Raw genomic sequence first — 26,655 nt, forward strand, 5'->3', positions numbered from 1 at the left:
GGTCGTCGGGAAAACGATTCACCGGATCGTTTTCTGCTCCTCCTCACTCCCCAACTCCCGGCTCCGCTGCGCGAGCGACGCTTGCGATCGCGGTATCGCGGTATCGCTGCTCGGACAGACTGCGTGGCCGCGGCGCTGTCGTGACGAACTTGTCCCATAGGGCATCCTTCCATTCCAACGAAAGGGTCGCACCATCAAACCGTCCGATCAGACACCTAAGACGCTTCTGAAAATCGCGCAAAGTGAAGGTGTGGTCATGAAGGATGGAGCCACGAAGAAATGGATCCTGCGCAAGCATTTCTGACCTCTCTCAGACGTCCAGCTCTTCCACGAATTTCGCGTTTTCCTGAATGTATTGGAAGCGCAGTTCGGGCTTCTTGCCCATCAGGCGTTCCACCAGATCGCCGGCCTCGCTGTCCTCGTCGATGGAGACGCGGATCAGCTTGCGGGTGGCAGGGTTCATGGTCGTGTCCTTCAGGTCCTTGGCGTCCATCTCTCCCAGACCCTTGAAGCGCTGGACGTCGATCTTGCCCTTGCCGCCCAGACCCTTCTTCAGCCACTTTTCCTTTTCCACGTCATCGGCGACGTACATCCGCCGCGCGCCCTGCGTCAGGCGATAAAGGGGCGGGCAGGCCAGGTACAGGTGCCCCCGGTCGATCAGCGGGCGCATCTGGGTGAAGAAGAACGTCATCAGCAGCGATGCGATGTGCGCGCCGTCCACGTCGGCGTCCGTCATGATGATGATCTTCTCGTAGCGCAGATCGTCCACGTTGAAGCGTGTGCCCATGCTGACGCCCAGCGCTTCGCAGATGTCACGGATCTCGGTGTTGTCGTTCAGCTTGCCGGATGCCGCGCCAAGGACGTTCAGGATCTTGCCCTTCAAGGGCAGCAGGGCCTGCGTTTCGCGCGACCGCGCGCCCTTGGCCGACCCGCCGGCGCTGTCGCCCTCGACGATGAACAATTCGGTCCCCGCGCGGTTCTTGGCCGTGCAGTCGGTCAGCTTGCCCGGAAGGCGCAGCTTCTTCGTGGCCGACTTGCGCTGCGTTTCCTTTTCCGCGCGGCGGCGCATCCGTTCCTCGGCGCGCAGCACCAGGAAATCGAGGATCGCCCCCGCCGACTTGTTGTCCGAAGCAAGCCAGTTGTCGAAGTGGTCGCGGACCGAGGCTTCGACATATTTCACCGCTTCTTCCGTCGACAGCCGGTCCTTGGTCTGGCCCACGAAGGATGGCTCCCGGATGAAGATGGAGATCAGGGCGCAGCCGCCGGCCAGAAGGTCATCGCGGGTGATGTCGGCGGCCTTGCGATTCTTCACCAGTTCCCCGTAAGCCTTGATCCCCTTCAGGATGGCGGCCCAGAAGCCCTGTTCATGCGTGCCCCCTTCGGGCGTGGGCACGGTGTTGCAATAGGAATGGATGAACCCGTCGCGCGCCGGCGTCCAGTTGATCGCCCATTCGATGCGGCCCGGAACGCCGAACTTCTCCTCGAAGATCACCTTTCCGGCGAAGGGACGCTCGGAATAAGTCGTGGTGGTGCCCAGCGTCTCGTTCAGGAAGTCGGCAAGGCCGTTGGGATACTGGAACGTGGCCTCGGCTGGGGTTTCCCCATCGTCGACGGCGGTCTTCCAGCGGATTTCGACGCCCGAGAAGAGATAGGCCTTCGACCGCACCATCTTGTAAAGGCGGGCGGGCTTCAGCTGCAGGTGGCCGAAGATTTCGGCGTCCGGGTGGAAGGTGACGGTGGTGCCGCGGCGGTTCGGGGCGGGGCCGACCTTGGTCACGGGCCCCTGCGGCACGCCGCGCGAGAATTCCTGCACGTAAAGCTCGCGGTTGCGCGCCACCTCAACCCGCATGCGGTCCGACAGGGCGTTCACGACGGACGACCCCACGCCGTTCAACCCGCCCGAGGTCGAATACGCCTTGTTCGAGAATTTGCCCCCCGCGTGCAGGGTGCACAGGATCACCTCCAGCGCGGACTTGCCGGGGAACTTCGGATGCGGATCGACCGGGATGCCGCGGCCGTTGTCGCGGACGGTCACGGAATGGTCGGCGTGCAGTTCCACCTCGATGCGGTTTGCATGGCCCGCCACCGCCTCGTCCATGGAGTTGTCGAGCACTTCGGCCACCAGATGGTGCAGGGCGCGTTCGTCCGTGCCGCCGATGTACATGCCGGGCCGCTTGCGCACAGGCTCCAGCCCCTCCAGCACCTCGATGGAGGAGGCGTCGTAGGTTTCGTGGTTCTGGGAGAGCAGATCGTCGGGCATCGTCATTCCTTCCGGTGGCCCGCCATTAGACCACCGGAGGAAGGGGTGGGCAAGCCGCCCTTACGCGGGCTCCGCCTCGCGCGCGGCCATCATCGCCTTGAAGGCCGGGCGGTCCTGGCATTTGCCAAGCCAAGCGCCAAGGGCCGGAAACTCCGCGATCAGCGCCGAATGGCCTTGGGCGTAGCGGACGCATTCGGCCATGTTGATGTCGGCCACGGTGAAGCGATCGCCCACAAGATGGCCGTGGCGGGCCAGATGGCGCTCCAGCACGGCAAAGGGGCGGCGCAGCTTTTCGGCGCAGATGGCGATGTGGGCCTGCGCCTCAGCGCTGTCTTCCTGCGCGCGGGTCTGCTGGATTTCCAGCGCGGGGCTTTCCACGCTGGTCGCGGCCATCAGTGTCCACTGGTCGGTCAGCGCATCCTCGGCCGGGGTCTGCGGACCCAATGCACCCCCATGCACCTTGGCCAGATACTGCGTGATGGCCAGCGACTCGGTCAGGATCAGGCCGTCCTCCTCCATCACCGGGACCTGGCCCAGCGGATTGACGGCCAGGAACTCCTCGGACCGGGTGTTGAAGGGAGCGTCGGCGGCCTGCGGATCGGCCAGCCGGTAGGCCTGGATCACCGGGACATGGTGGAACGGCATCCCGATCTCCTTCAACAGCCAGAGGGGACGCGTCGCGCGCGAACGATAGACGCCGTAGATCGTCAGCATGGAAAACTCCTTCGTCTGCAGGGGCACCCAAGCATGAAGCGATCGCTACGAAAAGCGTTTTCGCTGTTCACAATCCGCCCGTCCCTTGGGCATAAGGCAGGGGAAGGAGCGTTTCCATGTCCATGACCAAAGCCGCCCATATCCGCGCCACGCTGGTGCTGGGTCTTCCCCTGATCGGCAGCAACCTCGCGCAGATGTCCCTGCATGTCAGCGACTCGGTCATGCTGGGCCGGTACGGGGTGCACGAACTGGCGGCGGTGGTGCTGGGAACGTCGCTGTTCTTTGTGACCTTCATCCTGGGATCGGGCTTTGCGCATGCGGTGATGCCGCTGGTCGCCTCGGCCCTGGGTCGCGGGGACGAGGCGCAGGTGCGCCGCGACACCCGCATGGGCCTGTGGCTGTCCATCGCCTATGGCGCGATGACCTATCCGCTGTTCTGGAATTCAAAGGCGCTGCTGCTGGCGCTGGGGCAGGATCCGGACGTGGCACGGCTGGCACAGGACTTCCTGCGCATCGCGGGGGCCGGCATGATCCCGGCGCTGCTGGTCATGGTGCTGCGCAGCTACCTTGCCGCGTTGGAGCGGACGCGCATCGTGCTGTGGTCCACCCTGTCGGCCGTCGTGCTGAACATCGCCGTGGGCTGGCCGCTGATCTTCGGTCACTGGGGGATGCCGGAACTGGGTGTGCGCGGCGCCGCCATCGCCAGCCTGTTCGTGCAGACGCTGAACATCATCGTTCTGGGCGGTTACGCGGCCTTCCTGCCCGCCCTGCGCCGGTTCGACCTGTTCGCCCGCTTCTGGCGGCCCGACTGGCAGGCGCTGGGGCAGGTGGCCCGTCTGGGCGTGCCCATCGGCCTGACCGGCCTGGCCGAGGCGGGGCTGTTTCAGGCCACCGCCATCATGATGGGCTGGATCGGCACGGTGGAGCTTGCGGCCCATGGCATCGCGCTGGAAGTCGCGGCCCTGTCCTTCATGGTGCATCTGGGCGTGGCCAATGCGGCCACGGTGCGGGTCGCCCGCTTCCACGGGCAGGGGGACAATGCGGCCATGCGGACGGCCGCGCGGGTGGCCATCGGCATCTCGGTTGCGGTGGGCTGCGTGGTGGTCGCCATCTACCTGACCTTGCCGCAGCAGATCATCGGGCTGTTCCTGTCCGAAGGAAAGCCCAACACGGCCACCATCATCGCCTATGGCACGGGCCTTCTGGCCATCGCGGCGCTGTTCCAGTTCGCCGACGCCATGCAGGCCGTGGCGCTGGGCCTGCTGCGCGGGCTGAAGGACACGCGCCTGCCGATGGTGCTGGCCGTCATCAGCTATTGGGTGATCGGGCTGCCCATGGGCTATGCGCTGGGCTTCCCCTTGGGCCTTGGCGGGCACGGGCTGTGGCTGGGGCTGGTGATCGGGCTGGCGCTGGCGGCGGTGCTGCTGATGACCCGCTTCTGGCGGTTCGCGCCGCGCTGATTGTGCGCGGGCGGTGCTTTGCCTATAAGCGGGGCACCCTGTTCCAGAGAGACCGCCATGGCCGCTGACCTGTCCCCGATCGAAAAGGCGAAGTTCGCCGCCTCGAAACGCGCCGTCGATTTCGTGACGGACGGCATGAAGGTGGGCCTTGGCACCGGATCGACCGCCGCATGGATGGTGCGCTGCCTCGCCGACCGCGTGCGCGAGGAGGGGCTGAAGCTCACCTGCGTCGCCACCTCCACCCGCACGGCGGATCTGGCCCGCAGCCTCGGCCTGACGGTGGTCGCGCTGGAGGAGGCGCGCTGGCTGGACCTGACCATCGACGGCGCGGACGAGGCGGACGGGCAGCTTTCGCTCATCAAGGGGGGCGGGGCGGCGCTGTTGCAGGAAAAGATCGTGGCCACCGCGTCCGACCGGATGATCGTGATCGCGGACGCGGCCAAGCAGGTCCACGCCCTTGGCGCCTTCCCCCTGCCGGTGGAGGTGATCCCCTTCGGCTGGATCGCCACCGCCCGCCTGATCGAGGAGCATCTGGCCGCGCAGGACGTGCTGGGCCATGACATCCGCCTGCGCATGAACGGCGACCGGCCGCTGCGCACGGACGAAAACAACTACATCCTCGACCTGCATCTGAAGCGGATCGGCAACCCGCGCGCGCTGGCGCTGATGCTGAACCAGATCGCGGGCGTCGTGGAAAACGGCCTGTTCATCGACATCTGCGACACGCTTGTGCTGGGTCATCCCGATGGCCGGGTGGAGGTGATCGCCGACGATGGCGCGCGAAGCGAGGGGCGCGTCGACATCGCCGCCTCGGCCAACATCTTTTCTGACCTCGGAGACTGAGCCCATGACCTTTGACTATGATCTGTTCGTCATCGGCGGCGGTTCGGGCGGCGTGCGCGCGGCCCGCGTGGCGGCGGGCGATCACGGCGCCAAGGTCGCGCTGGCCGAGGAATATCGCATGGGCGGCACCTGCGTCATCCGCGGCTGCGTTCCCAAGAAGCTGATGGTCTTCGCCAGCGAATATGGCGGCATGGCCGAAGATGCGCAGGCCTATGGCTGGGACCTGGAGGTGAAGGGCTTCGACTGGACCCGCTTTCACGCCAGCCTTGAACGGGAACTGGACCGTCTGGAAGGCGCCTATCGCAACACGCTGAAAAACGCCGGCGTGCAGACCTTCGACCAGCGCGCGACGGTGGTGGACCCGCACACCGTGGCCCTGGCCGATGGCACGCGCATCACGACCAAGCACATCCTGGTCGCCGTCGGCGGTCGCCCCTTCGTGCCGGAGTTCGAGGGGTCGGAACTTGTCATCACCTCCAACGAGATCTTCCACCTGACCGCGATGCCGAAAAAGGCGCTGATCGTGGGCGGCGGCTATATCGCGTCGGAATTCGCCTGCATCCTTAACGGGATGGGTGTGGAAGCGCACCAGTATTACCGTGGCCACCAGATCCTGCGCGGGTTCGACGACGAATGCCGCAACCACATCGCCACCCACATGCAGGCGCATGGCGTCCACATCCACACCGGCCGCGACATCGTCCGGCTGGAAAAGGACGCGGAGGGCCTTCTGGCCACCGCGACGGACGGTTCGACCGACCGCTTCGACATCGTGATGTACGCCACGGGCCGTGTGCCCAACACCGAAGGGCTGGGTCTGGCCGAGGCGGGCGTGAAGATGGGCCTGAAGGGCGAGGTGGTGGTCGACGACTACAGCCAGACCTCGGTTCCCTCGATCTTCGCCGTGGGCGACGTGACCGACCGCATCGCGCTGACCCCCATCGCCATCCGCGAAGGCCACGCCTTTGCCGACACGGTGTTCGGCGGGCAGAAGCGGACGGCGGACTGGGACCTCGTCCCCTCGGCCGTGTTCACGCAGCCGGAATTCGGCACCGTGGGCCTGTCCGAGGAGGAAGCCGCGGCCAAGGGCCCGATCGAAGTCTACACCACCGCCTTCCGCCCGATGCAGACGCTGTTTGCCGGGCGGCAGGACCGCGTGTTCATGAAGCTGGTGGTTTCGGCGCAGACCCGCGTCGTGCTGGGCTGTCATATCGTCGCACCCCATGCGGGGGAAATGATCCAGCTGGCCGGCATTGCGGTCAAGATGGGCGCGACGAAAGAGGATTTCGACCGCACGGTGGCCGTGCATCCGTCGATGTCCGAGGAACTGGTGACACTGCGCAAGCCGGCCCGGACAACTTGATTTCCGGGGCCGGATGGCCAATTTGGCTGAAGCTTGAAGAAGGGAAGACGAGTTCATGTCGAATGGCGGGCCGTGGGGCGGCGGCGGAGGGGGCGGACAGGATCCGCGCGATGACAAAAACCGGGGTGGCCGCAAGCCGGAGGGCAACGGGTCCGACATCGACCAACTGGTGAAGAAGGGCCAGGATCAGCTTCGGGTGATCCTGGGCGGGCGCGGTGGCCGCACGGGGGGCACGCCGCCCACGGGTGCGGGATCCGTTCCGCCCAAGCTGATCGTGCTGGGGGTCATCGTGGCCCTGGCGGTCGCGTGGGCCTTCGCTTCCATCTACACCGTCCGGCCCGAGCAGCGGTCGGTCCAGCTGTTCTTGGGGCAGTTCCAGAAGATCGGCCAGCCGGGCCTGAACTTCGCCCCTTGGCCGCTGGTCACGCACGAGATCGTGGAAGTGACGGGCGAACGCAGCACCGACATCGGCAATGGTCAGCAAGGCGCGCTGGACACCGGGCTGATGCTGACGCAGGACCAGAACATCGTGGACATCGGGTTCCAGGTGGTCTGGAACGTGTCCGATCCGGCGGCGCTTCTGTTCAACCTTCAGGACCCGGCCGACACGATCCGCGCCGTGTCCGAAAGCGCCATGCGCGACATCATCGCGCGCTCCAACCTGTCGCCCATCCTCAACCGTGATCGAGGCGCCATCGCGAACGAGCTTCTGGGCGCGGTGCAGGGCACGCTGGACACCTATGACGCGGGCATCAACGTGATCCGCATCAACTTCGACCGCGCCGATCCGCCCGAGGAGGTGATCGACAGCTTCCGCGAAGTGCAGGCCGCCCAGCAGGAGCGGGTGCGTCTGGAAAACGAGGCCGAAGCCTATCGCAACCGCGTCACCGCCGGCGCGCGTGGCGAGGCGGCCCGGGTGACCGAGGGGGCCGAGGCGTATCGCGCGCAGGCCGTGAACACCGCGCAGGGTGAGGCGAGCCGCTTCAACTCGGTCTACGACCAGTATGTGACGGCACCGCAGGTGACGCGCGAACGCATGTATCTTGAAACGATGGAGCAGGTCTTGGGCGGCATGAACACGACGATCCTCGACGGCGTGACCGGAGAGGGCGGGGTCGTGCCCTACCTGCCGCTGGACCAGTTCGGCCGCGCCCCGGCGCAGGCCCAGGCCCCGGCCGCACAAGGAGGAGCGAACTGATGGGACGCGCAATCTATGTCCTGCCGGCGCTGATCCTGGTGCTGGTGGCGGCCCTCTCCTCGGTCTTCATCGTGGACGAACGGGAAAAGGCGCTGGTGCTGCAATTCGGACAGGTGAAGGCCGTGCGCGAGGAGCCTGGCCTCGGCTTCAAGCTGCCGCTGGTGCAGGAGGTCGTCCGCTATGACGGCCGCATCCTGAGCCTGCAGACGCAGCCGCTGGAAGTGACACCGGCCGACGATCGCCGTCTGGTCGTGGACGCCTTCGCCCGCTGGCGCATCACCGATCTGGTGGAGTTCCGGGAAAGCGTCGGCAACGGCGGCATCCCCGTCGCGCAGGCCCGGCTGGAGCGGATCATGACCGCCGCCATCCGTCAGGTGCTGGGCGGCGTGAACTCCGACCGCGTCCTGTCCGAAGACCGGATCCCGCTGATGGTGCAGATCCGCGACATCGCGCGCCAGCAATCCCAAAGCCTTGGGGTGGAGATCATCGACGTGCGCATGACGCGCACCGATCTGCCGCAGCAGAACCTTGCGGCGACCTATGCCCGCATGCGCGCCGAACGCCAGCGCGAAGCGGCGGACGAGATCGCCCGCGGCAACGAGGCTGCGCAGCGCATCCGCGCCACCGCCGACCGCGAGGTCGTGGAGGTCACGTCCAAGGCCAATGCCGATGCCGACGTGATCCGCGGTCAGGCCGACGCCGAACGCAACCGGATCCTGGCCGAAGCCTACAACCGCGATGCGGAGTTCTTCGCCTTCTCGCGTTCGCTGGAAGCGTATCGCACGGCCCTGCCGCAGCAGGGAAAATCCATCGTGCTGACGCCCGAGTCGGAGTTCTTCCGATACCTCGGTTCCCCCGAAGGGACGGCCCCCGCCGCGCCGTGATCCGACAAGGCCGCCTTCGGGCGGCCTTTCCTTTTGCGATTGTTGCAATCTCTCACACCCAGTTGACGCGGCGCGACGGGTGTTTGCATTGCGCCAAACCCCGCCTAACTGCCATGTCATGGTCATCAGAGCGGATCTTCCGTTCCTGTCAGACACAACGAAAGGAATACGGGGTGCCGTCCAACGTCATGTCCAATCCACGCAATCGCAAGGTTCTCCGCTCTGCGCTGGCGCTGTCCGTCGCCGGTTCCCTGGCCTTCGGCTCGCTGCCGCTGACCGCGCTGCCTGTCGCCGCCCAAGATGCCCCGGCCAGTTTTGCCGATCTTGCGCAGAAGATCAGCCCCTCGGTCGTGAACATCACCACCACGACGACGATCGCGTCCAACACCGACGAACAGCAGCCGATCTTCCCGCCCGGATCGCCGTTCGAGGATCTGTTCCGCGACTTCATGGACCCCCGCGGCCAGCAGCCCCAGCACCCGCAGCGGTCCGAGGCGCTGGGCTCCGGCTTCATCATCTCGGAAGATGGCTACATCGTGACGAACAACCACGTCATCGAAAACGCCGACGACATCCAGATCGAGACGTTCACCGGCAAGACCCTCAAGGCCAAGCTGATCGGCACCGACAAGAGCACGGACATCGCGCTTCTGAAGGTCGAAAGCCCCGAGCCGCTGCCTTTCGTGCCCTTCGGCGACAGCGACCACATGCGCGTGGGCGACTGGGTTCTGGCCATGGGCAACCCGCTGGGGCAGGGCTTCTCGGCCTCCTCGGGGATCGTGTCGGCGCGCAACCGGGCGCTGTCGGGCACCTATGACGACTATATCCAGACCGACGCCGCCATCAACCGCGGCAACTCGGGCGGGCCGCTGTTCAACATGGACGGCCAGGTGATCGGCGTGAACACCGCGATCCTGTCGCCCAATGGAGGGTCGATCGGGATCGGCTTCTCCATGGCGTCGAACGTGGTGCAGAAGGTCGTGGACCAGCTGCGCGAGTTCGGCGAAACCCGCCGCGGCTGGCTGGGCGTGCAGATCCAGGACGTGACCCCCGACGTGGCCGAGGCGATCGGCCTGCAGGACGCGCAGGGCGCCCTGATCACCGACGTGCCGGAAGGTCCCGCACGCGACGCCGGCATTCAGTCGGGCGACGTCGTGACCTCGTTCGCGGGGCAGGAGGTGAAGGACACCCGCGACCTCGTGAACCGCGTGGCGGACGCGCCCATCGGCCAGTCCGTGCCGCTGACGGTCCTGCGCGACGGCAACACCCAGACGCTGAGCGTGACGTTGGGGCGGCGCGAGGAAGCCCAGACCGCCGAAGATGGTGGCGATGATGCCCCCGGCCAGTCGCAAAGCAACGGCGAGATGCTGGGGCTGAGCGTGACGCCGCTGAACCCGCAGGTCGCGCAGGAACTGGGGCTGGAGGCGGGGACCGAAGGTCTGGCCATCACCGGCGTGGACGAGATGTCGGACGCCTTCACCAAGGGCGTGCGCGCGGGCGACGTGATCACCGAAGCCAATCAGGAGCCGGTAACCAACATCCAGGCGCTGGAACAGCAGATCAAGTCCGCGACCGAGGCGGGCCGCAAGTCGGTCCTGCTGCTGATCCGCCGCGAAGGCCAGCCGCGCTTCGTCGCCCTGCCGGTCAGCCCTTCCTGACGGCCGCGCTTTCAACGATCCCCAGCGCCTCGGCCGCAGGCCAGGTCAGCCGGGGGTCGTCCCGCCCGAACAGGGCCTGATACTTCCGGACGGCCTCCTGCGTGGCGGGGCCGTTCTTTCCGTTTGCGGGGCCGGTGTACAGGTTCCGTGCCGCCAAGGCGCGCTGCAGCTCCGTCACGCGGGCGGGGGTCAGGTCCGCGTCGCACAGGATGCGTATTCGGGCCTTGGCGGGACCGTCGAAGCACTGGCCCGCAGGCTCCTCGAGGCGCGCCGCGCCGGTCAGCACCGGGTTCTGCGGTTGCGGCACGTGGGGATAGCTGGAACAACCGGCCAGCAGCAGGACAAGGGCAAGGCGGATCATCACGTTCTCCTCTTTTTCGCCGTTCTGCCGCAAAGGGCGCGTCGGGGGAAGCTGGCATCCCTTCAGGGTTTCGCCTATGTCACCCGCAGGCAATCACCCCCCGAGGATCCCATGGCGAAGATCACCTATATCGAACATGACGGCACCGAACATGTGGTGGACGTGAAACCCGGACTGACCGTGATGGAAGGCGCCCGCGACAACGGCGTGCGGGGGATCGAGGCGGATTGCGGCGGCGCCTGCGCCTGTTCCACCTGCCACGTCTATGTGGATGCCGCGTGGGTGGACCGGCTTCCCGCGAAAGGTGACATGGAGGAGGACATGCTGGACTTCGCCTGGCAGCCCGATCCCGCGACCTCGCGGCTGACCTGCCAGATCAAGGTGACCGAGGCGATGGATGGCCTGGTCGTGCGGATGCCCGAGCGCCAGATCTGAGGCGAAACGGCGTTGCCCGTACCCTGACCGGGTGCTACAGGCTGACCTGCGACAAAACCGCGCAGGTCAGCCAGGGAGCCCGCCAATGGGCCGAGCCTTCGATCCCGACATCCTTCCCCACGCCACGGGCGGCGCTTTCTTTTCTGCCCGCATCCCCCTAGGGTCGGCGAAATCTCGGGGGAGAGGGGAGTGCATGGACCGTGACAAGCCGCTGCTGATCAAGCGCTATGCCAGTCGTCGTCTCTACAACACCGAAACCAGCGATTACGTCACGCTGGAGGATCTGGCCCGCGTGATCCAGGGCGGGCGCGACGTGTCCGTGATCGACCTGAAGACCGGCGATGACGTGACGCGGCAATACCTTCTTCAGATCATCGCGGAGCATGAGGCCAAGGGCAAGAACGTCCTGCCGCTGGGCCTGCTGACCGACCTGATCCGCAGCTATTCCAGCGAAGCGGAGTCGGTCATTCCGCAATTCCTCGCCGCCACCTTCCAGCCCGAACCGCAGCGACCGGCCGACCCGCGGGGCTGGGAAGGCCGGCCCACCAAGGACCTGGCCGAAATCCGGCAGCAACTGGCCGATCTTCAGGACAAGCTGTCGCGGCTTTAACGCAGGCGCAGCACCGCCGCCGCGATCAGGGCGACGACGGCCAGCGCGCCCAGCGTGCCGCTGGCCGTGGCCAGCGCCACGGTGCCGGCCGCCGCCGCGATCACGACCGCCAGAAGTGTCAGGAAACGGGGTAGGGGCATCTGGTAAATGTTCCTTTAATGTTCTATTATCCCGTCATGGGACCGCAGGATGACACGCTTCGCCCCCATCAAAGGGCACGGGCCCGTGGCGCGGTCAGCAACGCCACCGGGCGATATGAAACGGCCACGCATTGGGCCTTTGACGACGGCTGGGACGTCCCCGAGGAGGACCGCCTGATCCGGACCGAGGTCCGCCTGGAGCGCCCCCGTTCGGCCATCACCTACAACCGGTCGCCCGATCTGCCCTTCGACCGGTCGATCAACCCTTACCGCGGATGCGAACATGGCTGCATCTATTGCTTTGCCCGCCCCACGCACGCCTATCTGAACCTGTCGCCCGGCCTTGATTTCGAAACGAAGCTGATCGCGCGGCCCGGCATCGGCAAGGTGCTGGAACAGGAGTTGCGGGCGAAATCCTACATCCCCCGCACCATCGCCCTTGGCACCAACACGGATCCATACCAGCCGATCGAGGCGGAACACGGCGTCATGCGCGAGGTGCTGGAGGTTCTGCATGATTTCCATCACCCGCTGGCCATCGTGACCAAGGGCGCGATGGTGGAACGGGACATCGACCTGCTGGCGCCCATGGCGGCGCAAGGGCTGGCGCGGGTCGGCCTGTCGGTCACCACGCTGGACCCCACTCTTGCCCGCCGGCTGGAACCGCGCGCGGCGGCCCCGGCTCGGCGCCTGGCCGCCATCCGCAGGCTGTCCGAGGCGGGGATACCTGTCCGTGTCATGGTCGCCCCCGTCATCCCCGGCCTGACCGATCCCGAACTGGAAACGATCCTGGACGCCGCGCGGGATGCCGGAGCGGTGGCGGCCAGCTGGATCATGCTGCGCCTTCCGCTGGAAATCTCCCCCCTGTTTCAGGAATGGCTGGAGGCGCATGCCCCCGGCCGCGCCGCCAAGGTGATGGCGCGCATCCGCGAAACCCATGGCGGGCGGGACTACGATCCCGAATGGGGACGGCGCATGCGCGGGCAGGGGATCTGGTCGGACCTGATCGGCCAGCGGTTCGACAAGGCGGTCGCGCGGCTGGGGCTGCTGGTGCCGCAGCCGCCCCTGCGCACTGACCTGTTCCATCCGCCGCCGCGTGCGGGCGATCAACTGACGTTGTTCTGACCGGACAGCTGGGCCTTGGCCTGAACCCCCATCTCAGCCAGCTTCCTGCGGATGTCGGCTTCCGACGCATGGCCCTGAAGGTCCTCCACCAGAAGGCGCACCACATCCTCGGGCCCCGCCTCCTCGAAATCGGCGCGCATGACGGCGGCGGCATAGTCGTCGGCCTCCGTGCCCGTCTTGCCCAGCATTTCGGCGGCCCACAGGCCAAGAAGGCGGTTGCGGCGCGCCTCGATGCGAAACCGCATCTCGGTGTCCTGGGTGAACTGGGTCTCGAAGGCGCGGGCGCGGTCGGTCAGGTTGGCCATGATGTCACTCCTTTTCCCCCGTGAAACATGGGGGCGACGTCCCCGCACTCAAGGCGCGCCCTTGCGACGGATCGCCGCTTCCCGTATAGCGCGTGGATGGAAACGGGTGGCCTTGCGCCGCCCTGTCCGCATTTGGGTTTCGGGGTGATGATGGCACGGCGCAAGAAGGTCTATGAAGGCAAGGCCAAGATCCTTTTTGAAGGCCCTGAGCCCGGCACCCTGATCCAGTATTTCAAGGATGACGCGACCGAAGGCGACGAACGCCCCGAAGGGCGCGGCGTCCTGAACAACCGCTTGTCCGAATTTTTTATGACCGGCCTGAACACGGTGGGCGTTCCCACGCATTTCATCCGCCGGATGAACATGCGCGAACAACTGGTCCGCATGGCCGAGATGCTGCCGCTGGAGGTGATGGTCCGCAACCACGCCGCCACGGGCATTTCCGACCGTCTGGGCATCCCCGAAGGTACCGCGCTGCCGCGGCCGATCGTGGAATACTACTTCAAGGACGACAACCTGGGCTGCCCCCTGGTGGCGGAGGAGCATATCGTCGCCTTCGGCTGGGCCAACCAGCAGGATCTGGACGATATCGTGGCGCTGGTCCTGCGCGTGAACGACTTCCTGTCGGGCGTGATGATGGGCGTGGGCGTCCGTCTGGCCGACTTCCGTCTGGAAGTGGGCCGCGTCTGGGAAGGCGACTTCATGCGCCTGATCGTCGCGGACGAGATCACGCCCGACAACTGCACCCTGTGGGACACGCGGGGCCAGGACGCCGACGGCAACCTGCGCGAGCCGGGCCCCTTGGCCGACATGCCGACCGAACTGGCGCGCCGTCTGGGCGTTCTGCCGTCGAACGTGACGCATATGACGAAATCGACTCTCATCAACTGAAGGTGCATCCGATGAAAGCCCGTGTTCACATCATGCTCAAGGACGGTGTTCTGGATCCGCAGGGCGAAGCCGTCCGCCACGCGCTGGGCACGCTGGGCTTTGCCGGCGTCGAAGGTGTCCGTCAGGGCAAGGTGATCGAGCTTGACCTGACCGCCACCGACAAGGCCGCGGCCGAGACGGAGGTGCGCCAGATGTGCGAAAAGCTGCTGGCGAACACCGTGATCGAAAAATACACGGTCGACATCGTCTGATAGGGTAAGGCGGCGGGCGAAATCCCGCCGCTTTTCCTTTTGGGCCTTCGGGTGTCCGGCCCTAGCTGTTAGGCATCGAGTCCTGAGAAGGAACTACGGCCATGACGCAGAGCCTGCCCCCCCAACATCTGGATCCGGCCACCGCCGCCCTGATCGACAGCCACCTGAAGGCCATCGACGTCGTGCGCATCCGCGTGCTGGGGGATGACCGCTCCGCCTCCGACGCGGTAGAGGCGCATCTTCTGGCCAAGGGGCTGGGGGTGGAGGTGTCCTTGTCCGAGCACATGATCCCCCCGCCGCGCAACCGCTACGTCTTCCGCTATCAGGGGCGGACGGCCTTCCTGACCATCGCCCCCGACATCCCCTGATCAGCGACGATTTCGGCGCAGCGTCCATAGGGCCAGCGCGACGATCGCGAGTTCCAGCCCGAAACTCCCGTGCAGGATGAAGTTCCAAACCCACCACGCGTGGCGGTCCGGAACCTCCATCAATCCGAAGGTCCGGTCGGAGAAGGGGGCGAGCCACGCGATCTCGGCCACGACGCTGTCCAGCACCATGTGCAGCAGCAGCGACGCCAGCGCGACACCGGCAACGACTCCGCCGTCGCGCCAGCCCGCCAGCCGCCCCAAGATCCAGAACAGCGCGGCCACGGCCACCCAGAACAGCGGCCAGTGAAACAGGAAGTCGTGGTGCAGGTTCTGCCGGTCGTTGACCAGATAGAACCACAGAAGGTCGGTGTCCGGCAGCACCGCCGCCACCAGCCCCACCCCCATCAGGCGCCGCCGCCGTTGAAGCCCGCGCGTCAGGCGGTCCGTCAGCAGGTATCCGGCCGGCAGGTGGGCGATGAACATCAGCTGTCGAGGAAGATGCGCACCGTCGCCTCGAACTCGCGCGGCTGGTCAGCGTGCAGCCAGTGGCCCGCCTCCGGCAGCTTCACGATGCGGGCGCGGGGGAACAGGGTGCGGATGACCGGCCGGTGTTCCGGCAGGATGTAGTCGGACCGCCCGCCTGCCACGAACAGGGCCGACCCTTCGAACGGGCCTTCCGCGCCGGTCCAGCCCAGTATGTTTGGCATCTCCCGCTCCAGCACGTCGAGGTTGATCTTCCAGCGCGGGGGATCGGCCTTCAGGTCCAGCGACTGCAGGAAGAAGGCGCGCAGGCCGGGATCGTCCTCGAACTCCGCCAAACGGCGGTCGGCCTCTCCCCGGGTCTTCAGGTCGGTCAGCTTCAGCGCCCGCATGGTGCGGATGTGCTGGCTTTGGTCATGCCCATAGGCCACAGGCGCAATGTCGGCCACCACCAGCCGCCGGATCAGGTCGGGCTGCGTCAGCGCCAGCTGCATCACCGCCTTGCCGCCCATCGAATGGCCCAGCAGATCGACCCTGCCGCCCAGCGAACCGATCACCTCGGCGATGTCGCCCGCCATGTCGGGATAGGTGTGGCTGTCCGCGCGGAAGCTGTCGCCGTGATTGCGCTGGTCCACCGCGATCACGTCCCGCCGGTCGGCCAGGTTGCGCGCGATGGAGTTGAAGTTACGCCCCAGCCCGAACAGGCCGTGCACGATGACCAGCGGCACGGCATCGGACGGTTCGCGCGCAGGATGGACAAGGGTGTTCAGCATCATGAAAAAGGGGGCGCGAGGCCCCCCATCCCTTACAGGTTCGGATACAGCGGGAAGCGCGCGCAGAGCGCCTGCACCTCGGCCGCGACCTTCGCCTCGACCTCGGCATTGCCCTCGCTGCCATGGGCGGCCAGACCGTCCACCACTTCGACGATCCAGTCGGCGATCTGGCGGAACTCCGCCTCACCAAATCCGCGGGTGGTGCCGGCGGGCGCGCCCAGACGGATGCCCGAGGTCACGAACGGCTTTTCCGGATCGAACGGCACGCCGTTCTTGTTGCAGGTGATGTGCGCGCGGCCCAGCGCCTCCTCGGCGGCCTTGCCGGTCACCTTCTTGGGGCGCAGGTCGGCAAGGCACAGGTGGTTGTCGGTGCCGCCCGACACGATGTCGATCCCGCCCTTCATCAGCTGGTCGGCCATGGCGGCGGCGTTCGCCTTCACCTGGGCCGCGTACTCCTTGAACTCGGGGCGCAGCGCTTCGCCGAAGGCCACGGCCTTGGCGGCGATGACGTGCATCAGCGGACCGCCCTGAAGGCCGGGGAAGACGGCGGAGTTCAGCTTCTTCGCCAGCGCCTCGTCATTCGTCAGGATCATGCCGCCGCGCGGGCCGCGCAGCGACTTGTGCGTCGTCGTCGTCACCACATGCGCGTGCGGCACGGGGGAAGGGTGCACGCCACCGGCGACCAGACCGGCGATGTGGGCCATGTCGACCATCAGGTAGGCGCCCACCTCATCCGCGATCTTCCGGAATTCGGCCCAGTCCCAGACGCGGGAATAGGCGGTGCCACCGGCCACGATCAGCTTCGGCTTGTGCTCACGCGCCTTGGCGCGGATGTCGTCCATGTCCAGAAGCTGGTCCTGCTGGCGCACGCCATAGCTGACCACGTTGAACCACTTGCCCGACATGTTCACCGGCGAACCATGCGTCAGGTGCCCGCCCGAGTTCAGGTCCAGACCCATGAACGTGTCGCCCGGCTGCAGCAGCGCCAGGAACACCGCCTGGTTCATCTGGCTGCCCGAGTTCGGCTGCACGTTGACAAAGCCCGCGCCGAACAACTCCTTCGCACGCTCGATCGCCAGCGTTTCGGTCACGTCCACATGCTGGCAGCCGCCGTAATAGCGTTTGCCCGGATAGCCTTCCGCATACTTGTTCGTCAGGACCGAGCCCTGCGCTTCCAGCACGGCCAGCGACACGATGTTCTCGGACGCGATCAGCTCGATCTCGTCGCGCTGGCGGCCCAGCTCGTTCGTGATGGTGGCGAACAGGTTGGGATCGCTGTCGGCCAGGGATTTGGTGAAGTAACCGGCGTCGATGTGCGGGGCGGTCATGGGGCTCTCCTGCGCTTTCCGTTGGCGCTGTTTACCGCAGGCACGCGTCTGCCGAAAGGCCCGACTGGCACACGGGTGCTTGAGTTTTCGTCATGCAGGCCGCAAGACGGACTCATGATCCAGCGCAGCCGCATCCATTTCACCGCCAGCGCCACACCGGTCGCCGCCACCGCCCTGGCCGAACTGACACGCCGGCATGGCCAGACCCCGCTGCCCGAGGCGGAGGTGATCGTCGCCTTGGGTGGTGACGGCTTCATGCTGCAAACGCTGCACGACTTGAACGGGCGCGACGTGCCGGTCTATGGCATGAACCGCGGCACGGTCGGCTTCCTGATGAACAGCTTCTCGCTCGAGGATCTGCCCAAGCGGCTGGCCGAGGCGGAGGAGGAGGTCATCAACCCCTTGGCCATGGTGGCCGAAACCGTGGCGGGGGAGGTGCACCAGGAACTGGCCATCAACGAGGTCAGCTTCCTGCGGCAGGGTCCCCAGGCGGCGCGTTTGCGCATTTCGGTGGATGGCAAGCTGCGGCTGGACGAACTCGTATGCGACGGGGTGATCATCGCGACGCCGGCGGGATCGACCGCCTACAATTATTCGGCGCATGGGCCGATCCTGCCCATCGGGTCCGACGTGCTGGCCCTGACGGCGGTCGCGCCCTTCCGCCCGCGCCGCTGGCGGGGCGCCCTGCTGCCCAACACGGCGGTGGTGCGCTTCGACGTGCTGGACCCGGGCAAGCGCCCGGTGATGGCGGATGCCGATGGCCGGTCGGTGCGCGACGTGCGGTCGGTCGAAGTGCGCTCCCAGCCCGCGATCTGTCACCGGATCCTGTTCGATCCGGGCCACGGGCTGGAAGAGCGACTGATCCGCGAACAGTTCGTCTGATCAGCCGTATTGCGACACGGCCGTGCCGGCGATGGCCGCCACGTTCAGCAACCCGCGCGCGGTGGCGGCCGGCGTCACAATATGCGCCCGGTTGCCCATGCCCATCAGGATCGGCCCGACTTCCAGCGCGCCCGCCTTGGTCTTGAGGATGTTGCGCACCCCCGAGGCCGTGTCCGAATTGGCGAAGATCAGGACGTTGGCCGTGCCTTCGAACCGGCTGCCGGGGAAGATGCGATCGCGCGAGGTCTGGTCCAGCGCGGTGTCGATGTGCATCTCGCCCTCATAGGCGAAGTCCACGCCGCGCGCGTCCAGCATCGCCAGCGCCGCTCGCATCCGGCGCCCCGAATCGTTGTCGAGGTTGCCGAACTGCGAGGAGGAGCAGAGCGCCACCTTCGGCTCGATCCCGAACCGCTTCACGTGGCGGGCGGCGCCCATCACGGTTTCCGTGATCTGTTCGGGCGTCGGTTCGGAATGGATGTGGGTGTCGGCGATGAACAGCGGCCCGTCTTCCAGGATCATCAGCGACAAGGCGCCTACGGGATGCAGCCCGTCCCGTGCCAGGATCTGTTCGATGAACGAAAGGTGCGACAGGTATTGCCCGAAGGTGCCGCAGATCATGCTGTCGGCCTCGCCGCGATGCACCATGGTGGCGGCGATGGCGGTGGTGTTGGTCCGCATGACGGACCGTGCCACCTCGGGGGTGACGCCGTGGCGGGCGCGCAGATGCAGGTAGGTTTCCCAGTATTCGCGGTAACGGGCGTCGCTTTCGGGGTTCACGATCTCGAAATCCACCTCGGGGCGGATGGTCAGGCCCGCGCGTTCGGCGCGCATGGCCACGACCTCCGGACGGCCGATCAGGATCGGCTTGTCGGTCGTTTCCTCCAGCATGGCGTTCGCGGCGCGCAGGACGCGCTCATCCTCGCCCTCGGCAAAGACGATCCGGCGGGAATGCTGGGCCGAGGCTTCGAAGACCGGACGCATGATCAGCGACGACCGGATCATGGAACTGTCCAGCGCGTGCTTGTAGGCGGCCAGATCCTCGATCGGGCGGGTGGCGACGCCGCTTTCCATCGCGGCCTTGGCCACGGCGGTCGCGACCACGCCCATCAGCCGCGGGTCGAACGGCTTCGGGATCAGGTAGTTCGGCCCGAAGGTCAGCTGCTCGCCGGCATAGGCGGCCGCGGCCTCCGCGCTCGTGGTGGCGCGGGCCAAGGCGGCGATGCCTTCGATGCAGGCGATCTTCATCTCGTCGTTGATGGTCGTGGCACCCACGTCCAGTGCGCCGCGGAAGATGAACGGGAAGCAGAGGACGTTGTTCACCTGGTTCGGGAAGTCCGACCGCCCCGTGGCGATCAGCGCACCGGGAGAGGCTTCGCGCGCCACCTCGGGCAGGATCTCGGGCGTGGGATTGGCGAGCGCGAAGATGATGGGCTTCGGCGCCATCTTCGCCACCATCTCTCCCTTCAGGACGCCGGGGCCCGACAGGCCAAGGAACAGGTCGGCGCCGTCGATCACGTCGGCAAGGGTGCGCTTGTCGGTCTTTTGCGCGTATTCGGCCTTCTGGGGCGTCATCTCCTCGGTCCGGCCTTCATAGACCAGGCCGGCGATGTCGCAAAGCCACACGTTTTCACGCTTCACGCCCAGCTTCAGCAGCATGTTCAGGCAGGCGATGCCCGCCGCCCCGCCGCCGGTGGAGACGACTTTGATGTCTTCCCACTTCTTGCCGGTGACATGCAGCGCGTTCGTGGCTGCCGCGCCCACCACGATGGCCGTGCCGTGCTGGTCGTCGTGGAAGACCGGAATGCCCATGCGGCTGCGGCAGATGTCCTCGACGATGAAGCAGTCGGGGGCCTTGATGTCTTCAAGGTTGATGGCGCCGAAGGTCGGCTCCAGCGCGCAGACGATGTCGGCCAGCTTGTAGGGGTCGGGCTCGTTCACCTCGATGTCGAAACAGTCGATGTTGGCGAACTTCTTGAACAGGACGGCCTTGCCTTCCATCACCGGCTTCGACGCCAGCGCACCGATGTTGCCAAGGCCCAGCACCGCCGTCCCGTTGGAGATCACGGCCACGAGATTTCCGCGTGAGGTGTAGCGGCTGGCGTCCTGTGGGTTGGCCTTGATCTCCAGGCAGGCCTCGGCCACGCCGGGGGAATAGGCCAGCGACAGGTCGCGCCCGTTCGCCAGCGGCTTGGTGGCGCGCACCTCCAGCTTCCCGGGGCGCGGGAATTCGTGGTAGTTCAGCGCGGGATGGCGGGTCTTGTCTTGCCGCTGGTCGTCCATGGCGTCCTCCGAAAACTGGTTTAATGTTAAACCATTCCTGACCGGGCACAAGGCGCGCTTGCATCCCGTGCGGCCCGTGCCCACACTTGTGCCGAAGAACCCGGAGCATGCAATGACCATTCCCGACCCCCGCCTTCTGGACGCCGCAAGCGGCGCGCGCCTGAACGCCTATGCGCCTTATTCCAACTTCAAGGTGGGCGCCGCGATCCGCACGCTGACCGGCCACATCTATGTCGGCTGCAACGTGGAGAACGTGGCCTATCCCGAAGGCACCTGCGCCGAGGCGGGCGCCATCGCCGCCATGATCGTTGCCGGAGAGACCGAGATCGCTGAAATCCTCGTGATCGCGGACAGCCCGTCGCCCGTGCCGCCCTGCGGCGGGTGCCGCCAGAAGATCGCTGAATTCGCAGGGCAGGGCGCGACCGTCACCCTGTGCACCACCGACGGCAAGGCGCGCGACATGACGGTGGCGGACCTGCTGCCCGGCGTGTTTTCCGCCCTGCACATGGACCGGGCCTGAATGGACATCCCGCGGTTCCTGCGTTCCCTGCGCGAAGGGGCGGGGCCTTCGCCCGCCGGTCTTCAGGCCTTTGCCCAGGGGCTGGCCGATGGAAGCGTCAGTGACGCGCAGGCCGGCGCCTTCGCCATGGCCGTCTGCCTGCGCGGCCTTGGAGAGGCGGGCCGCGTCGCGCTGACGACCGCCATGCGCGATTCCGGCACGGTGATGGAGTGGAGCCTGCCGGGCCCCGTCCTCGACAAGCATTCCACGGGTGGGGTGGGCGATTCCGTGTCGCTTCTGCTGGCGCCGGCGCTGGCCGCCTGCGGGGCCTATGTCCCGATGATCTCGGGCCGCGCGCTGGGCCATACCGGGGGGACGCTGGACAAGCTGGAAGCGATCCCCGGCGTAAAGGTGGACTTGGATGTCATGGCGCTGCGCCGGCAGGTGGAACAGACCCGCTGCGCCATCGTGGCCGCGAATGACGACATCGCCCCCGCCGACCGGCGCCTTTACGCGCTGCGCGACCGGACGGGAACGGTGGACAACCTTGACCTTATCACCGCCTCCATCCTGTCGAAAAAGCTGGCGGCGGGGCTGGAAGGGCTGGTTCTGGACGTGAAGGTCGGCTCCGGCGCGTTCATGAAGACGCTGGAGGATGCGGAGGCACTGGCCGACGCCCTTGTGGCCGCTGCCCAAGGGGCGGGTTGCAGGACCCGCGCCCTGATCACCGACATGGACCAGCCCTTGTCCACCGCCATGGGCAACGCGCTGGAGGTGGCGGAGGTGATGGAAACGCTGACGGCCACCTCGATCAACCTGTCCCTGTGGGAAGTGACCGTGGCTTTGGGCGGCGAGGCGCTGGTGCTGGGCGGGCTGGCCCCGGACGCCGAAACCGGTGATGGCATGATCGCCGACGCGCTGGAATCCGGCCGCGCGGCGGAATATTTCGCGCGGATGATCGCGGCGCAGGGCGGACCCGCCGATTTCGTGGAACGTTGGCCGGACCGCCTGCCTTCCGCCCCCGTGGTGATGGAAATCCCGTCCCCCACCGCTGGATATGTGGCCGCCATGGACGCCGAGGCGCTGGGCCATGTCGTGCACCGGCTGGGCACGGGGCGGGTGCGGGCGGGTCAGCGGGCCAACCCCTCGGTCGGGTTGACCGACCTTGCGGGAATCGGAGAGCGGGTGGAGCGCGACGAGCCGCTCGGCTTCGTGCACGCGGCGTCGGAATCGGACGCCGAGCGCGCCATTCAGGCCGTTCAGGCCGCCTATCGACGCTTCGAGGCGGAGGAGCCCCCCGAAACCGACCTGATCCATGCGAGGATCGGATGAGCCGCGCTTTCCTGATCGTGATGGACAGCGTGGGCATCGGCGGCGGGCCCGATGCGGCGGCCTTCGTGGATGAAGGGGCGAACACGCTGGCCCATATCGCGGCGCAGCATCCTTTGCGGCTACCGGTGCTGGACGGCCTTGGCCTTGGCGCGGCGCTGCGGCTGGCCAGTGGGGCCGGGGCGCCCGGCCTTGGCGCGGTCCCGACCGGCCTTTGGGGCGCCGCGACCGAGGTGTCGCGCGGCAAGGACACCCCCTCGGGCCATTGGGAGCTGGCGGGCGTTCCGGTGCCGTGGGAGTGGAGCTATTTTCCCGACGCCCCCTTCGATGCGGAACTGGTGGCCGAGGTCTGCCGGCTGGCCGATGTGGACGGCATTCTTGACGGTGGCCATTCCGGCGGGATCGCCGTCCTGAACCGGCTGGGGGAGGAGCATCTGCGGACGGGGCGCCCGATCTGCTACACCTCGGCCGACAGCGTGTTCCAGATCGCGGCGCATGAGGAGGCGTTCGGACGGGACCGGCTGTTGACCCTGTGCGAACGTCTGGCGCCGATGCTGCACGCCCGCCGGATCGGGCGCGTCATCGCGCGGCCCTTCGTGGGCGCTCCGGGTGCGTTCCGCCGCACTGAAAACCGGCGTGACTATGCCATCGCGCCGCCCGCGCCCACGATCCTGGATCGTGCGCAGGCGGCAGGGCATGTCACCCATGCGGTGGGCAAGATCGGGGACATCTTCTCGCATCGCGGAATCGATCGGCTGCACAAGGGCGCGGATGATGCCGCATTGGCCAAACATCTGGTGCGGCTGGCGAAGGAGGCCGAGGACGGTGCGCTGGTCTTCGCCAACTTCGTGGAGTTCGACAGCCTGTACGGCCATCCCCGCGACGTCGAAGGCTATGCCCGGCATCTGGAATGGTTCGACGGCGTGGCGGGCCGACTGATCGACGGGCTGCGGCCGGGGGACATCGCGATCTTCACCGCCGACCATGGCAACGACCCCACATGGCGGGGCAGCGACCACACCCGCGAACGCGTGCCCGTTCTGGTGGCAGGGCAGGGCGCGGGGGAGTTGGGGCTGATCCCCTTCACGGCCGTGGCCGGACTGGTGGCCCGTCATCTTGGAGTGTCCGATGAAGCTTGACCTGACGCTGGACCTGATCGGCAGCGCGCCGCCCCGCCTGATCGCCGATCTGGCCCGCGAAAAGGCGGTGGACCTGTCCCGCCTGTTCAAGGGCGACGGCTATGACCTGCGCCACGGACGGCTTGCGGCCTATGACGCGGCGGCCAGCGTGGTGACGACCCCGCGCGACGTGGCACGTCTGGCCGATGCCGTGCTGGATGCGGGCTATGCCGAACTGCGCCTGACGCCGTCGCCCGGCTGGGCCGATCTGGTCGCGGGCGTGGCCGAGGGGGCGGCCGGGCGGCTGCACACCGTCATCGCCCGCCTTCCGCGCCACCTGGGGCCGGAGGCGCTGCGCCCCATGGCCCTTGTGGCGGCGGAACACGGCTCCTCCCTCGCGCTGACGGGGACGGCGGGGAAGGTGGAGGATCACGCGTGGTCGCTGGACTGTGCGGCGGAGGCAGGGCTGCCCCTGATCCTGGACGGCACCGATGTGACCCGCAGCCCCCGCCGCATCCGCTGCGCCACCCTGACCGACGCCGAGGCGGAACATCTGGCGGAAATCGGGATCGGGGTCGAACTGACGGACTGGAAGGAAGCCGGCCGGCTGTACGACCGGGGGGTCACGCTGGCGCTGGGCCGCGGGTTTGCCGCCTTCGACCCGCTGGACCTGCCGAACCGCCTGCACGACGCCTTTGATTGGGACGACGCGGTTTTCGACGATCTGGACCGGAAGGCCCTTGCCGTGACCGTGTGCGATGATACGACGCGGGACCGCCTGAAGGAGATGACCGATGCCCGATGAGACGCTGCCCCACCTGACCGTCGTGACGCACCCCTTGGTGCAGCACAAGCTGACGCTGATGCGGAAGAAGGACACCTCCACCGCCAGCTTCCGCCGCCTTCTGCGCGAGGTGAGCCTGCTGCTGGGATACGAGATCACGCGCCATCTGGACATGACCACCGTCCGGATCGAGACGCCAGTGACGGAGATGGACGCCCCCATCCTGGACGGCAAGAAGCTGGCGCTGGTGTCGATCCTGCGGGCGGGGAACGGCCTGCTGGACGGGTTGCTGGAGCTGGTTCCGGCGGCGCGTGTGGGCTTCATCGGCCTGTACCGCGATCCGGAAACGCTGCAGCCCGTGCAGTATTACGCCAAGGTGCCCGACGCGCTGGAGGATCGTCTGACCATCGCGGTGGATCCGATGCTGGCGACGGGCAACTCCTCGGTCGCGGCGATCGATCTGCTGAAGGCGAAGGGCGCGAAGAACCTGCGCTTCCTGTGCCTTCTCGCCTCGCCCGAGGGGGTGGAGGTGATGCGCCGCGCCCATCCGGACGTGCCGATCATCACGGCCGCGCTGGATGACCACCTGAACGACCACGGCTACATCGTTCCGGGCCTGGGCGATGCGGGCGACCGGATGTTCGGCACGAAGTAAGGCCGCGGGTCATTCCCGGCAGATGCCCGACAGGCTGACCCATTCGTTGTCGTCCATGATCGCCACGGGGGCGCCGGCGGGAAAAGGTTCGCTGTCCATCAGGGCGGCGGTGCGGGTGCTTGGCGGCAAGGTGCGAAGCCACGGCGTCGTCGGCACCTTGGCCACCGTGAACTGGGTCAGCAGCACCTCGGCCGGAATGTCGGCGGGGGTGGCCTGCGCAAGGGCCTCGGCATAACCATCCATGGCCCCTTCGGGCAGGGCGCCCGTGGTCAGAAGCCGCAGCGTGGCCCAGATGCCGGCATGTTTCAGCAGCGGCCGCAGCGGATCCTCGATCGCGAAACGCAGGCCTTCGGCCAATGCGGCACCGGCCACAGCGTCGGGGGAATCCTGCCCTTCGACCAAGGCCGCCGGGATCAGGATCTGGCGGTTCGGCAGGTGGACGGGGTGGGTCAGCCCTTCCGGCACGATGATGATCCGCCAGGAGGCCGCGCCGAAGACGCGGGTGGCCAGCGTTTCCGTGGCCGCCCGGCCCAAGGGGGCGGCACAGGGAGCACCGGTGACATGCACCATCTCGGCCAGGGCCATCTCTCCCAGACGGGTGCGGGTGGCGGGGGGGACCACGTCGATCGTGTGCGAGATGATGGCCCGCGGCACGAAGAAGGCCGACAGGATGACCAGCGCCAGAAGGCCGCCCAGCATCAGGTTGCGCAGCCGGCCGGGATTGGGACGGGCGGATTCGAGGGCACCGCGCACGGTGGACAGGGCGGCGATCATGTCCGCCTCCTCGATCTCCACGGTTTCGCCCTCATGGTCGTCGCCCGGGGCGTAGATGGCGGGAATGGTGTTGTTCAGGCGCTGGACAGCCGGAAGGGACCAATGTGTCAGGGGCTGGTCGTTCTGCGGATCGGCGAGGATCAGGGACGCCTCGCGGAAGAAGACGATGACCTCGCGCCGCTGGGCGGCTGCATGCTCGCGCCAGAGGCCAGGGCATTCGAGCCGGGCATACTGGCGAAGGGCGGTCATGCGCCGTTGCGTCATGTCATCGTCTCTCCGACCGCCTCGCGCCAGTGCCGGCGGCACAGCGAGACATAGGTTTCATTGCCGCCGATCTGCACCTGCGCGCCTGTCCGCAGGGCCGTACCGTCCGGGCCGCGACGGACGACCATCGTCGCCTTGCGCCCGCAATGGCAGATGGTGCGGATTTCGCGCAAGTCATCCGCCAGCGCCAGCAAAGCGGCCGATCCGGGGAAAAGCTGGCCCCGGAAATCGACGCGCAGGCCATAGCACATGACGGGAATGCCCAGATCGTCGGCCACCTGGGCCAGTTGCCAGACCTGGGCTTCGGTCAGGAACTGCGCCTCGTCCAGAAAGACGCAGGCGGGGGGCGTCACCGCCTGCCGCGCGTGGATGCGGGCGAAAAGGTCACAAGTTTCGGTGAAGGTTTCCGCATCCTCGGCGATGCCGATGCGGCTGGCAATGCGCCCCGGGCCCGCGCGCTCCGGACCTGAACGTGTGTCCAACGCGGCCGTCAGGGTCATCACCTGCATTCCACGTTCACGATAGTTGTGCGCCGCCTGCAGAAGCAGCGTCGATTTGCCAGCGTTCATCGTGGAGTAGTGGAAGTAGAGCTTCGCCATGCGCATCCCATAGCGCAGGGCGAA

27 protein-coding genes and 2 pseudogenes are annotated in these 26,655 nt (G+C 67.0%); 18 read left to right on the forward strand and 11 right to left on the reverse strand.

Going from position 1 to position 26,655, the window contains the following annotated elements; translation table 11 throughout:
* Nucleotides 1–310: 310 nt before the first annotated feature.
* Both parE and ACSHZY_RS12020 read right to left on the reverse strand, forming a co-directional pair.
* Complete coding sequence (gene parE, locus ACSHZY_RS12015; RefSeq protein ID WP_435169423.1) at nt 311–2,260, reverse strand: DNA topoisomerase IV subunit B; 1,950 nt, start codon at nt 2,258–2,260, stop codon at nt 311–313.
* A 60-nt stretch (nt 2,261–2,320) separates the two neighbouring features.
* On the reverse strand, nt 2,321–2,974 hold the full coding sequence (locus tag ACSHZY_RS12020) for a glutathione S-transferase family protein (protein WP_435169425.1): 654 nt from the start codon (nt 2,972–2,974) through the stop codon (nt 2,321–2,323).
* 122 nt (nt 2,975–3,096) lie between these two features.
* On the opposite strand from ACSHZY_RS12020, the gene ACSHZY_RS12025 reads away from it, so the two are divergent.
* The 6 genes and pseudogenes from ACSHZY_RS12025 (at nt 3,097) to ACSHZY_RS12050 (ending at nt 10,380) form a co-directional block, all read left to right on the forward strand.
* Nucleotides 3,097–4,434, forward strand: a complete 1,338-nt coding sequence (locus ACSHZY_RS12025) for an MATE family efflux transporter (protein ID WP_435169689.1) — start codon at nt 3,097–3,099, stop codon at nt 4,432–4,434.
* Nucleotides 4,435–4,491: 57 nt separating this feature from the next.
* The gene (gene rpiA, locus ACSHZY_RS12030; RefSeq protein ID WP_435169427.1) at nt 4,492–5,277 is read left to right on the forward strand and encodes a ribose-5-phosphate isomerase RpiA; all 786 of its coding nucleotides are present in this window, start codon (nt 4,492–4,494) and stop codon (nt 5,275–5,277) included.
* A gap of 4 nt (nt 5,278–5,281) precedes the next feature.
* The gene (gene gor, locus ACSHZY_RS12035) at nt 5,282–6,640 is read left to right on the forward strand and encodes a glutathione-disulfide reductase (protein WP_435169429.1); all 1,359 of its coding nucleotides are present in this window, start codon (nt 5,282–5,284) and stop codon (nt 6,638–6,640) included.
* A gap of 55 nt (nt 6,641–6,695) precedes the next feature.
* Nucleotides 6,696–7,838, forward strand: coding sequence for an FtsH protease activity modulator HflK (gene hflK / locus ACSHZY_RS12040; RefSeq protein ID WP_435169431.1), 1,143 nt, complete (start codon nt 6,696–6,698; stop codon nt 7,836–7,838).
* A pseudogene (gene hflC / locus ACSHZY_RS12045) lies at nt 7,838–8,719 on the forward strand (protease modulator HflC); the annotation flags it as partial. The gene hflK and the pseudogene hflC, both read left to right, overlap by 1 nt.
* 191 nt (nt 8,720–8,910) lie before the next feature.
* Nucleotides 8,911–10,380 (forward strand): Do family serine endopeptidase, encoded by a 1,470-nt coding sequence (locus ACSHZY_RS12050; RefSeq protein WP_435169691.1) that lies wholly within the window; start codon nt 8,911–8,913, stop codon nt 10,378–10,380.
* On the opposite strand, the gene ACSHZY_RS12055 is transcribed toward ACSHZY_RS12050, so the two are convergent.
* The gene (locus ACSHZY_RS12055) at nt 10,367–10,741 is read right to left on the reverse strand and encodes a peptidoglycan-binding protein (protein ID WP_435169433.1); all 375 of its coding nucleotides are present in this window, start codon (nt 10,739–10,741) and stop codon (nt 10,367–10,369) included. The genes ACSHZY_RS12050 and ACSHZY_RS12055 overlap by 14 nt on opposite strands.
* A 111-nt stretch (nt 10,742–10,852) precedes the next feature.
* Here ACSHZY_RS12055 and ACSHZY_RS12060 point away from each other — a divergent pair, with 111 nt between their 5' ends.
* Both ACSHZY_RS12060 and phaR read left to right on the forward strand, forming a co-directional pair.
* Nucleotides 10,853–11,176, forward strand: coding sequence for a 2Fe-2S iron-sulfur cluster-binding protein (locus ACSHZY_RS12060; protein ID WP_435169435.1), 324 nt, complete (start codon nt 10,853–10,855; stop codon nt 11,174–11,176).
* 193 nt (nt 11,177–11,369) lie between these two features.
* A pseudogene (gene phaR, locus ACSHZY_RS12065) lies at nt 11,370–11,663 on the forward strand (polyhydroxyalkanoate synthesis repressor PhaR); the annotation flags it as partial.
* A 119-nt stretch (nt 11,664–11,782) separates the two neighbouring features.
* Here the strand turns inward: phaR and ACSHZY_RS12070 are convergent.
* Nucleotides 11,783–11,926, reverse strand: coding sequence for a hypothetical protein (locus ACSHZY_RS12070; protein WP_435169437.1), 144 nt, complete (start codon nt 11,924–11,926; stop codon nt 11,783–11,785).
* An 18-nt stretch (nt 11,927–11,944) separates the two neighbouring features.
* Here ACSHZY_RS12070 and ACSHZY_RS12075 point away from each other — a divergent pair, with 18 nt between their 5' ends.
* A complete protein-coding gene (locus ACSHZY_RS12075) occupies nt 11,945–13,051 on the forward strand; it encodes a PA0069 family radical SAM protein (protein WP_435169438.1) in 1,107 nt (368 codons plus the stop codon).
* On the opposite strand, the gene ACSHZY_RS12080 is transcribed toward ACSHZY_RS12075, so the two are convergent.
* Nucleotides 13,033–13,356, reverse strand: a complete 324-nt coding sequence (locus ACSHZY_RS12080) for a DUF1476 domain-containing protein (protein ID WP_435169440.1) — start codon at nt 13,354–13,356, stop codon at nt 13,033–13,035. The two genes, ACSHZY_RS12075 and ACSHZY_RS12080, sit on opposite strands and share 19 nt — an antisense overlap.
* A gap of 150 nt (nt 13,357–13,506) precedes the next feature.
* Between ACSHZY_RS12080 and ACSHZY_RS12085 the strand changes: the two genes are divergently transcribed.
* The 3 genes from ACSHZY_RS12085 to ACSHZY_RS12095 all read left to right on the forward strand — a co-directional run bounded on the left by ACSHZY_RS12085 (nt 13,507) and on the right by ACSHZY_RS12095 (nt 14,866).
* A complete protein-coding gene (locus ACSHZY_RS12085) occupies nt 13,507–14,247 on the forward strand; it encodes a phosphoribosylaminoimidazolesuccinocarboxamide synthase (RefSeq protein ID WP_435169442.1) in 741 nt (246 codons plus the stop codon).
* Nucleotides 14,248–14,258: 11 nt separating this feature from the next.
* Nucleotides 14,259–14,498 (forward strand): phosphoribosylformylglycinamidine synthase subunit PurS, encoded by a 240-nt coding sequence (gene purS / locus ACSHZY_RS12090; protein WP_435169444.1) that lies wholly within the window; start codon nt 14,259–14,261, stop codon nt 14,496–14,498.
* A gap of 101 nt (nt 14,499–14,599) precedes the next feature.
* A complete protein-coding gene (locus ACSHZY_RS12095) occupies nt 14,600–14,866 on the forward strand; it encodes a hypothetical protein (RefSeq protein WP_435169446.1) in 267 nt (88 codons plus the stop codon).
* On the opposite strand, the gene ACSHZY_RS12100 is transcribed toward ACSHZY_RS12095, so the two are convergent.
* The 3 genes from ACSHZY_RS12100 to glyA are packed head-to-tail and all read right to left on the reverse strand — an operon-like array spanning nt 14,867 to nt 17,447.
* Nucleotides 14,867–15,349 carry a metal-dependent hydrolase gene (locus ACSHZY_RS12100; RefSeq protein ID WP_435169448.1) on the reverse strand — a complete coding sequence of 161 codons (483 nt, stop codon included), beginning with the start codon at nt 15,347–15,349 and terminating at the stop codon, nt 14,867–14,869. It abuts the gene before it with no gap.
* A complete protein-coding gene (locus ACSHZY_RS12105; RefSeq protein WP_435169450.1) occupies nt 15,349–16,119 on the reverse strand; it encodes an alpha/beta fold hydrolase in 771 nt (256 codons plus the stop codon). The genes ACSHZY_RS12100 and ACSHZY_RS12105 overlap by 1 nt, the downstream gene beginning before the upstream one ends.
* 32 nt (nt 16,120–16,151) lie before the next feature.
* Entirely contained in the window at nt 16,152–17,447 is a 1,296-nt protein-coding gene (glyA, locus tag ACSHZY_RS12110; RefSeq protein WP_435169452.1) for a serine hydroxymethyltransferase, read from the reverse strand.
* Between the two features lie 114 nt (nt 17,448–17,561).
* Here glyA and ACSHZY_RS12115 point away from each other — a divergent pair, with 114 nt between their 5' ends.
* Nucleotides 17,562–18,329 (forward strand): NAD kinase, encoded by a 768-nt coding sequence (locus ACSHZY_RS12115; RefSeq protein WP_435169453.1) that lies wholly within the window; start codon nt 17,562–17,564, stop codon nt 18,327–18,329.
* On the opposite strand, the gene ACSHZY_RS12120 is transcribed toward ACSHZY_RS12115, so the two are convergent.
* A complete protein-coding gene (locus ACSHZY_RS12120) occupies nt 18,330–20,609 on the reverse strand; it encodes an NADP-dependent malic enzyme (protein ID WP_435169455.1) in 2,280 nt (759 codons plus the stop codon). It abuts the gene before it with no gap.
* Between the two features lie 112 nt (nt 20,610–20,721).
* On the opposite strand from ACSHZY_RS12120, the gene ACSHZY_RS12125 reads away from it, so the two are divergent.
* The 5 genes from ACSHZY_RS12125 to upp are packed head-to-tail and all read left to right on the forward strand — an operon-like array spanning nt 20,722 to nt 24,994.
* Nucleotides 20,722–21,129: a cytidine deaminase gene (locus tag ACSHZY_RS12125; protein ID WP_435169457.1), complete on the forward strand. Its 408-nt coding sequence runs from the start codon at nt 20,722–20,724 to the stop codon at nt 21,127–21,129.
* A complete protein-coding gene (locus tag ACSHZY_RS12130; RefSeq protein WP_435169459.1) occupies nt 21,130–22,440 on the forward strand; it encodes a thymidine phosphorylase in 1,311 nt (436 codons plus the stop codon).
* Entirely contained in the window at nt 22,437–23,576 is a 1,140-nt protein-coding gene (locus ACSHZY_RS12135) for a phosphopentomutase (protein WP_435169461.1), read from the forward strand. Before ACSHZY_RS12130 ends, ACSHZY_RS12135 begins: the two co-directional genes overlap by 4 nt.
* Nucleotides 23,566–24,360, forward strand: a complete 795-nt coding sequence (locus tag ACSHZY_RS12140; protein WP_435169463.1) for a hypothetical protein — start codon at nt 23,566–23,568, stop codon at nt 24,358–24,360. Before ACSHZY_RS12135 ends, ACSHZY_RS12140 begins: the two co-directional genes overlap by 11 nt.
* Nucleotides 24,350–24,994, forward strand: a complete 645-nt coding sequence (gene upp, locus ACSHZY_RS12145; RefSeq protein ID WP_435169464.1) for a uracil phosphoribosyltransferase — start codon at nt 24,350–24,352, stop codon at nt 24,992–24,994. Before ACSHZY_RS12140 ends, upp begins: the two co-directional genes overlap by 11 nt.
* Before the next feature lie 9 nt (nt 24,995–25,003).
* On the opposite strand, the gene ACSHZY_RS12150 is transcribed toward upp, so the two are convergent.
* Both ACSHZY_RS12150 and ACSHZY_RS12155 read right to left on the reverse strand, forming a co-directional pair.
* Nucleotides 25,004–26,032, reverse strand: a complete 1,029-nt coding sequence (locus ACSHZY_RS12150; protein ID WP_435169466.1) for a hypothetical protein — start codon at nt 26,030–26,032, stop codon at nt 25,004–25,006.
* Complete coding sequence (locus ACSHZY_RS12155; RefSeq protein WP_435169468.1) at nt 26,029–26,631, reverse strand: thymidine kinase; 603 nt, start codon at nt 26,629–26,631, stop codon at nt 26,029–26,031. The genes ACSHZY_RS12150 and ACSHZY_RS12155 overlap by 4 nt, the downstream gene beginning before the upstream one ends.
* Between the last annotated feature and the right edge of the window lie 24 nt (nt 26,632–26,655).

Origin of the sequence: Falsirhodobacter sp. 1013, from assembly GCF_051195255.1 — a bacterium.
Classification (GTDB): domain Bacteria; phylum Pseudomonadota; class Alphaproteobacteria; order Rhodobacterales; family Rhodobacteraceae; genus Falsirhodobacter.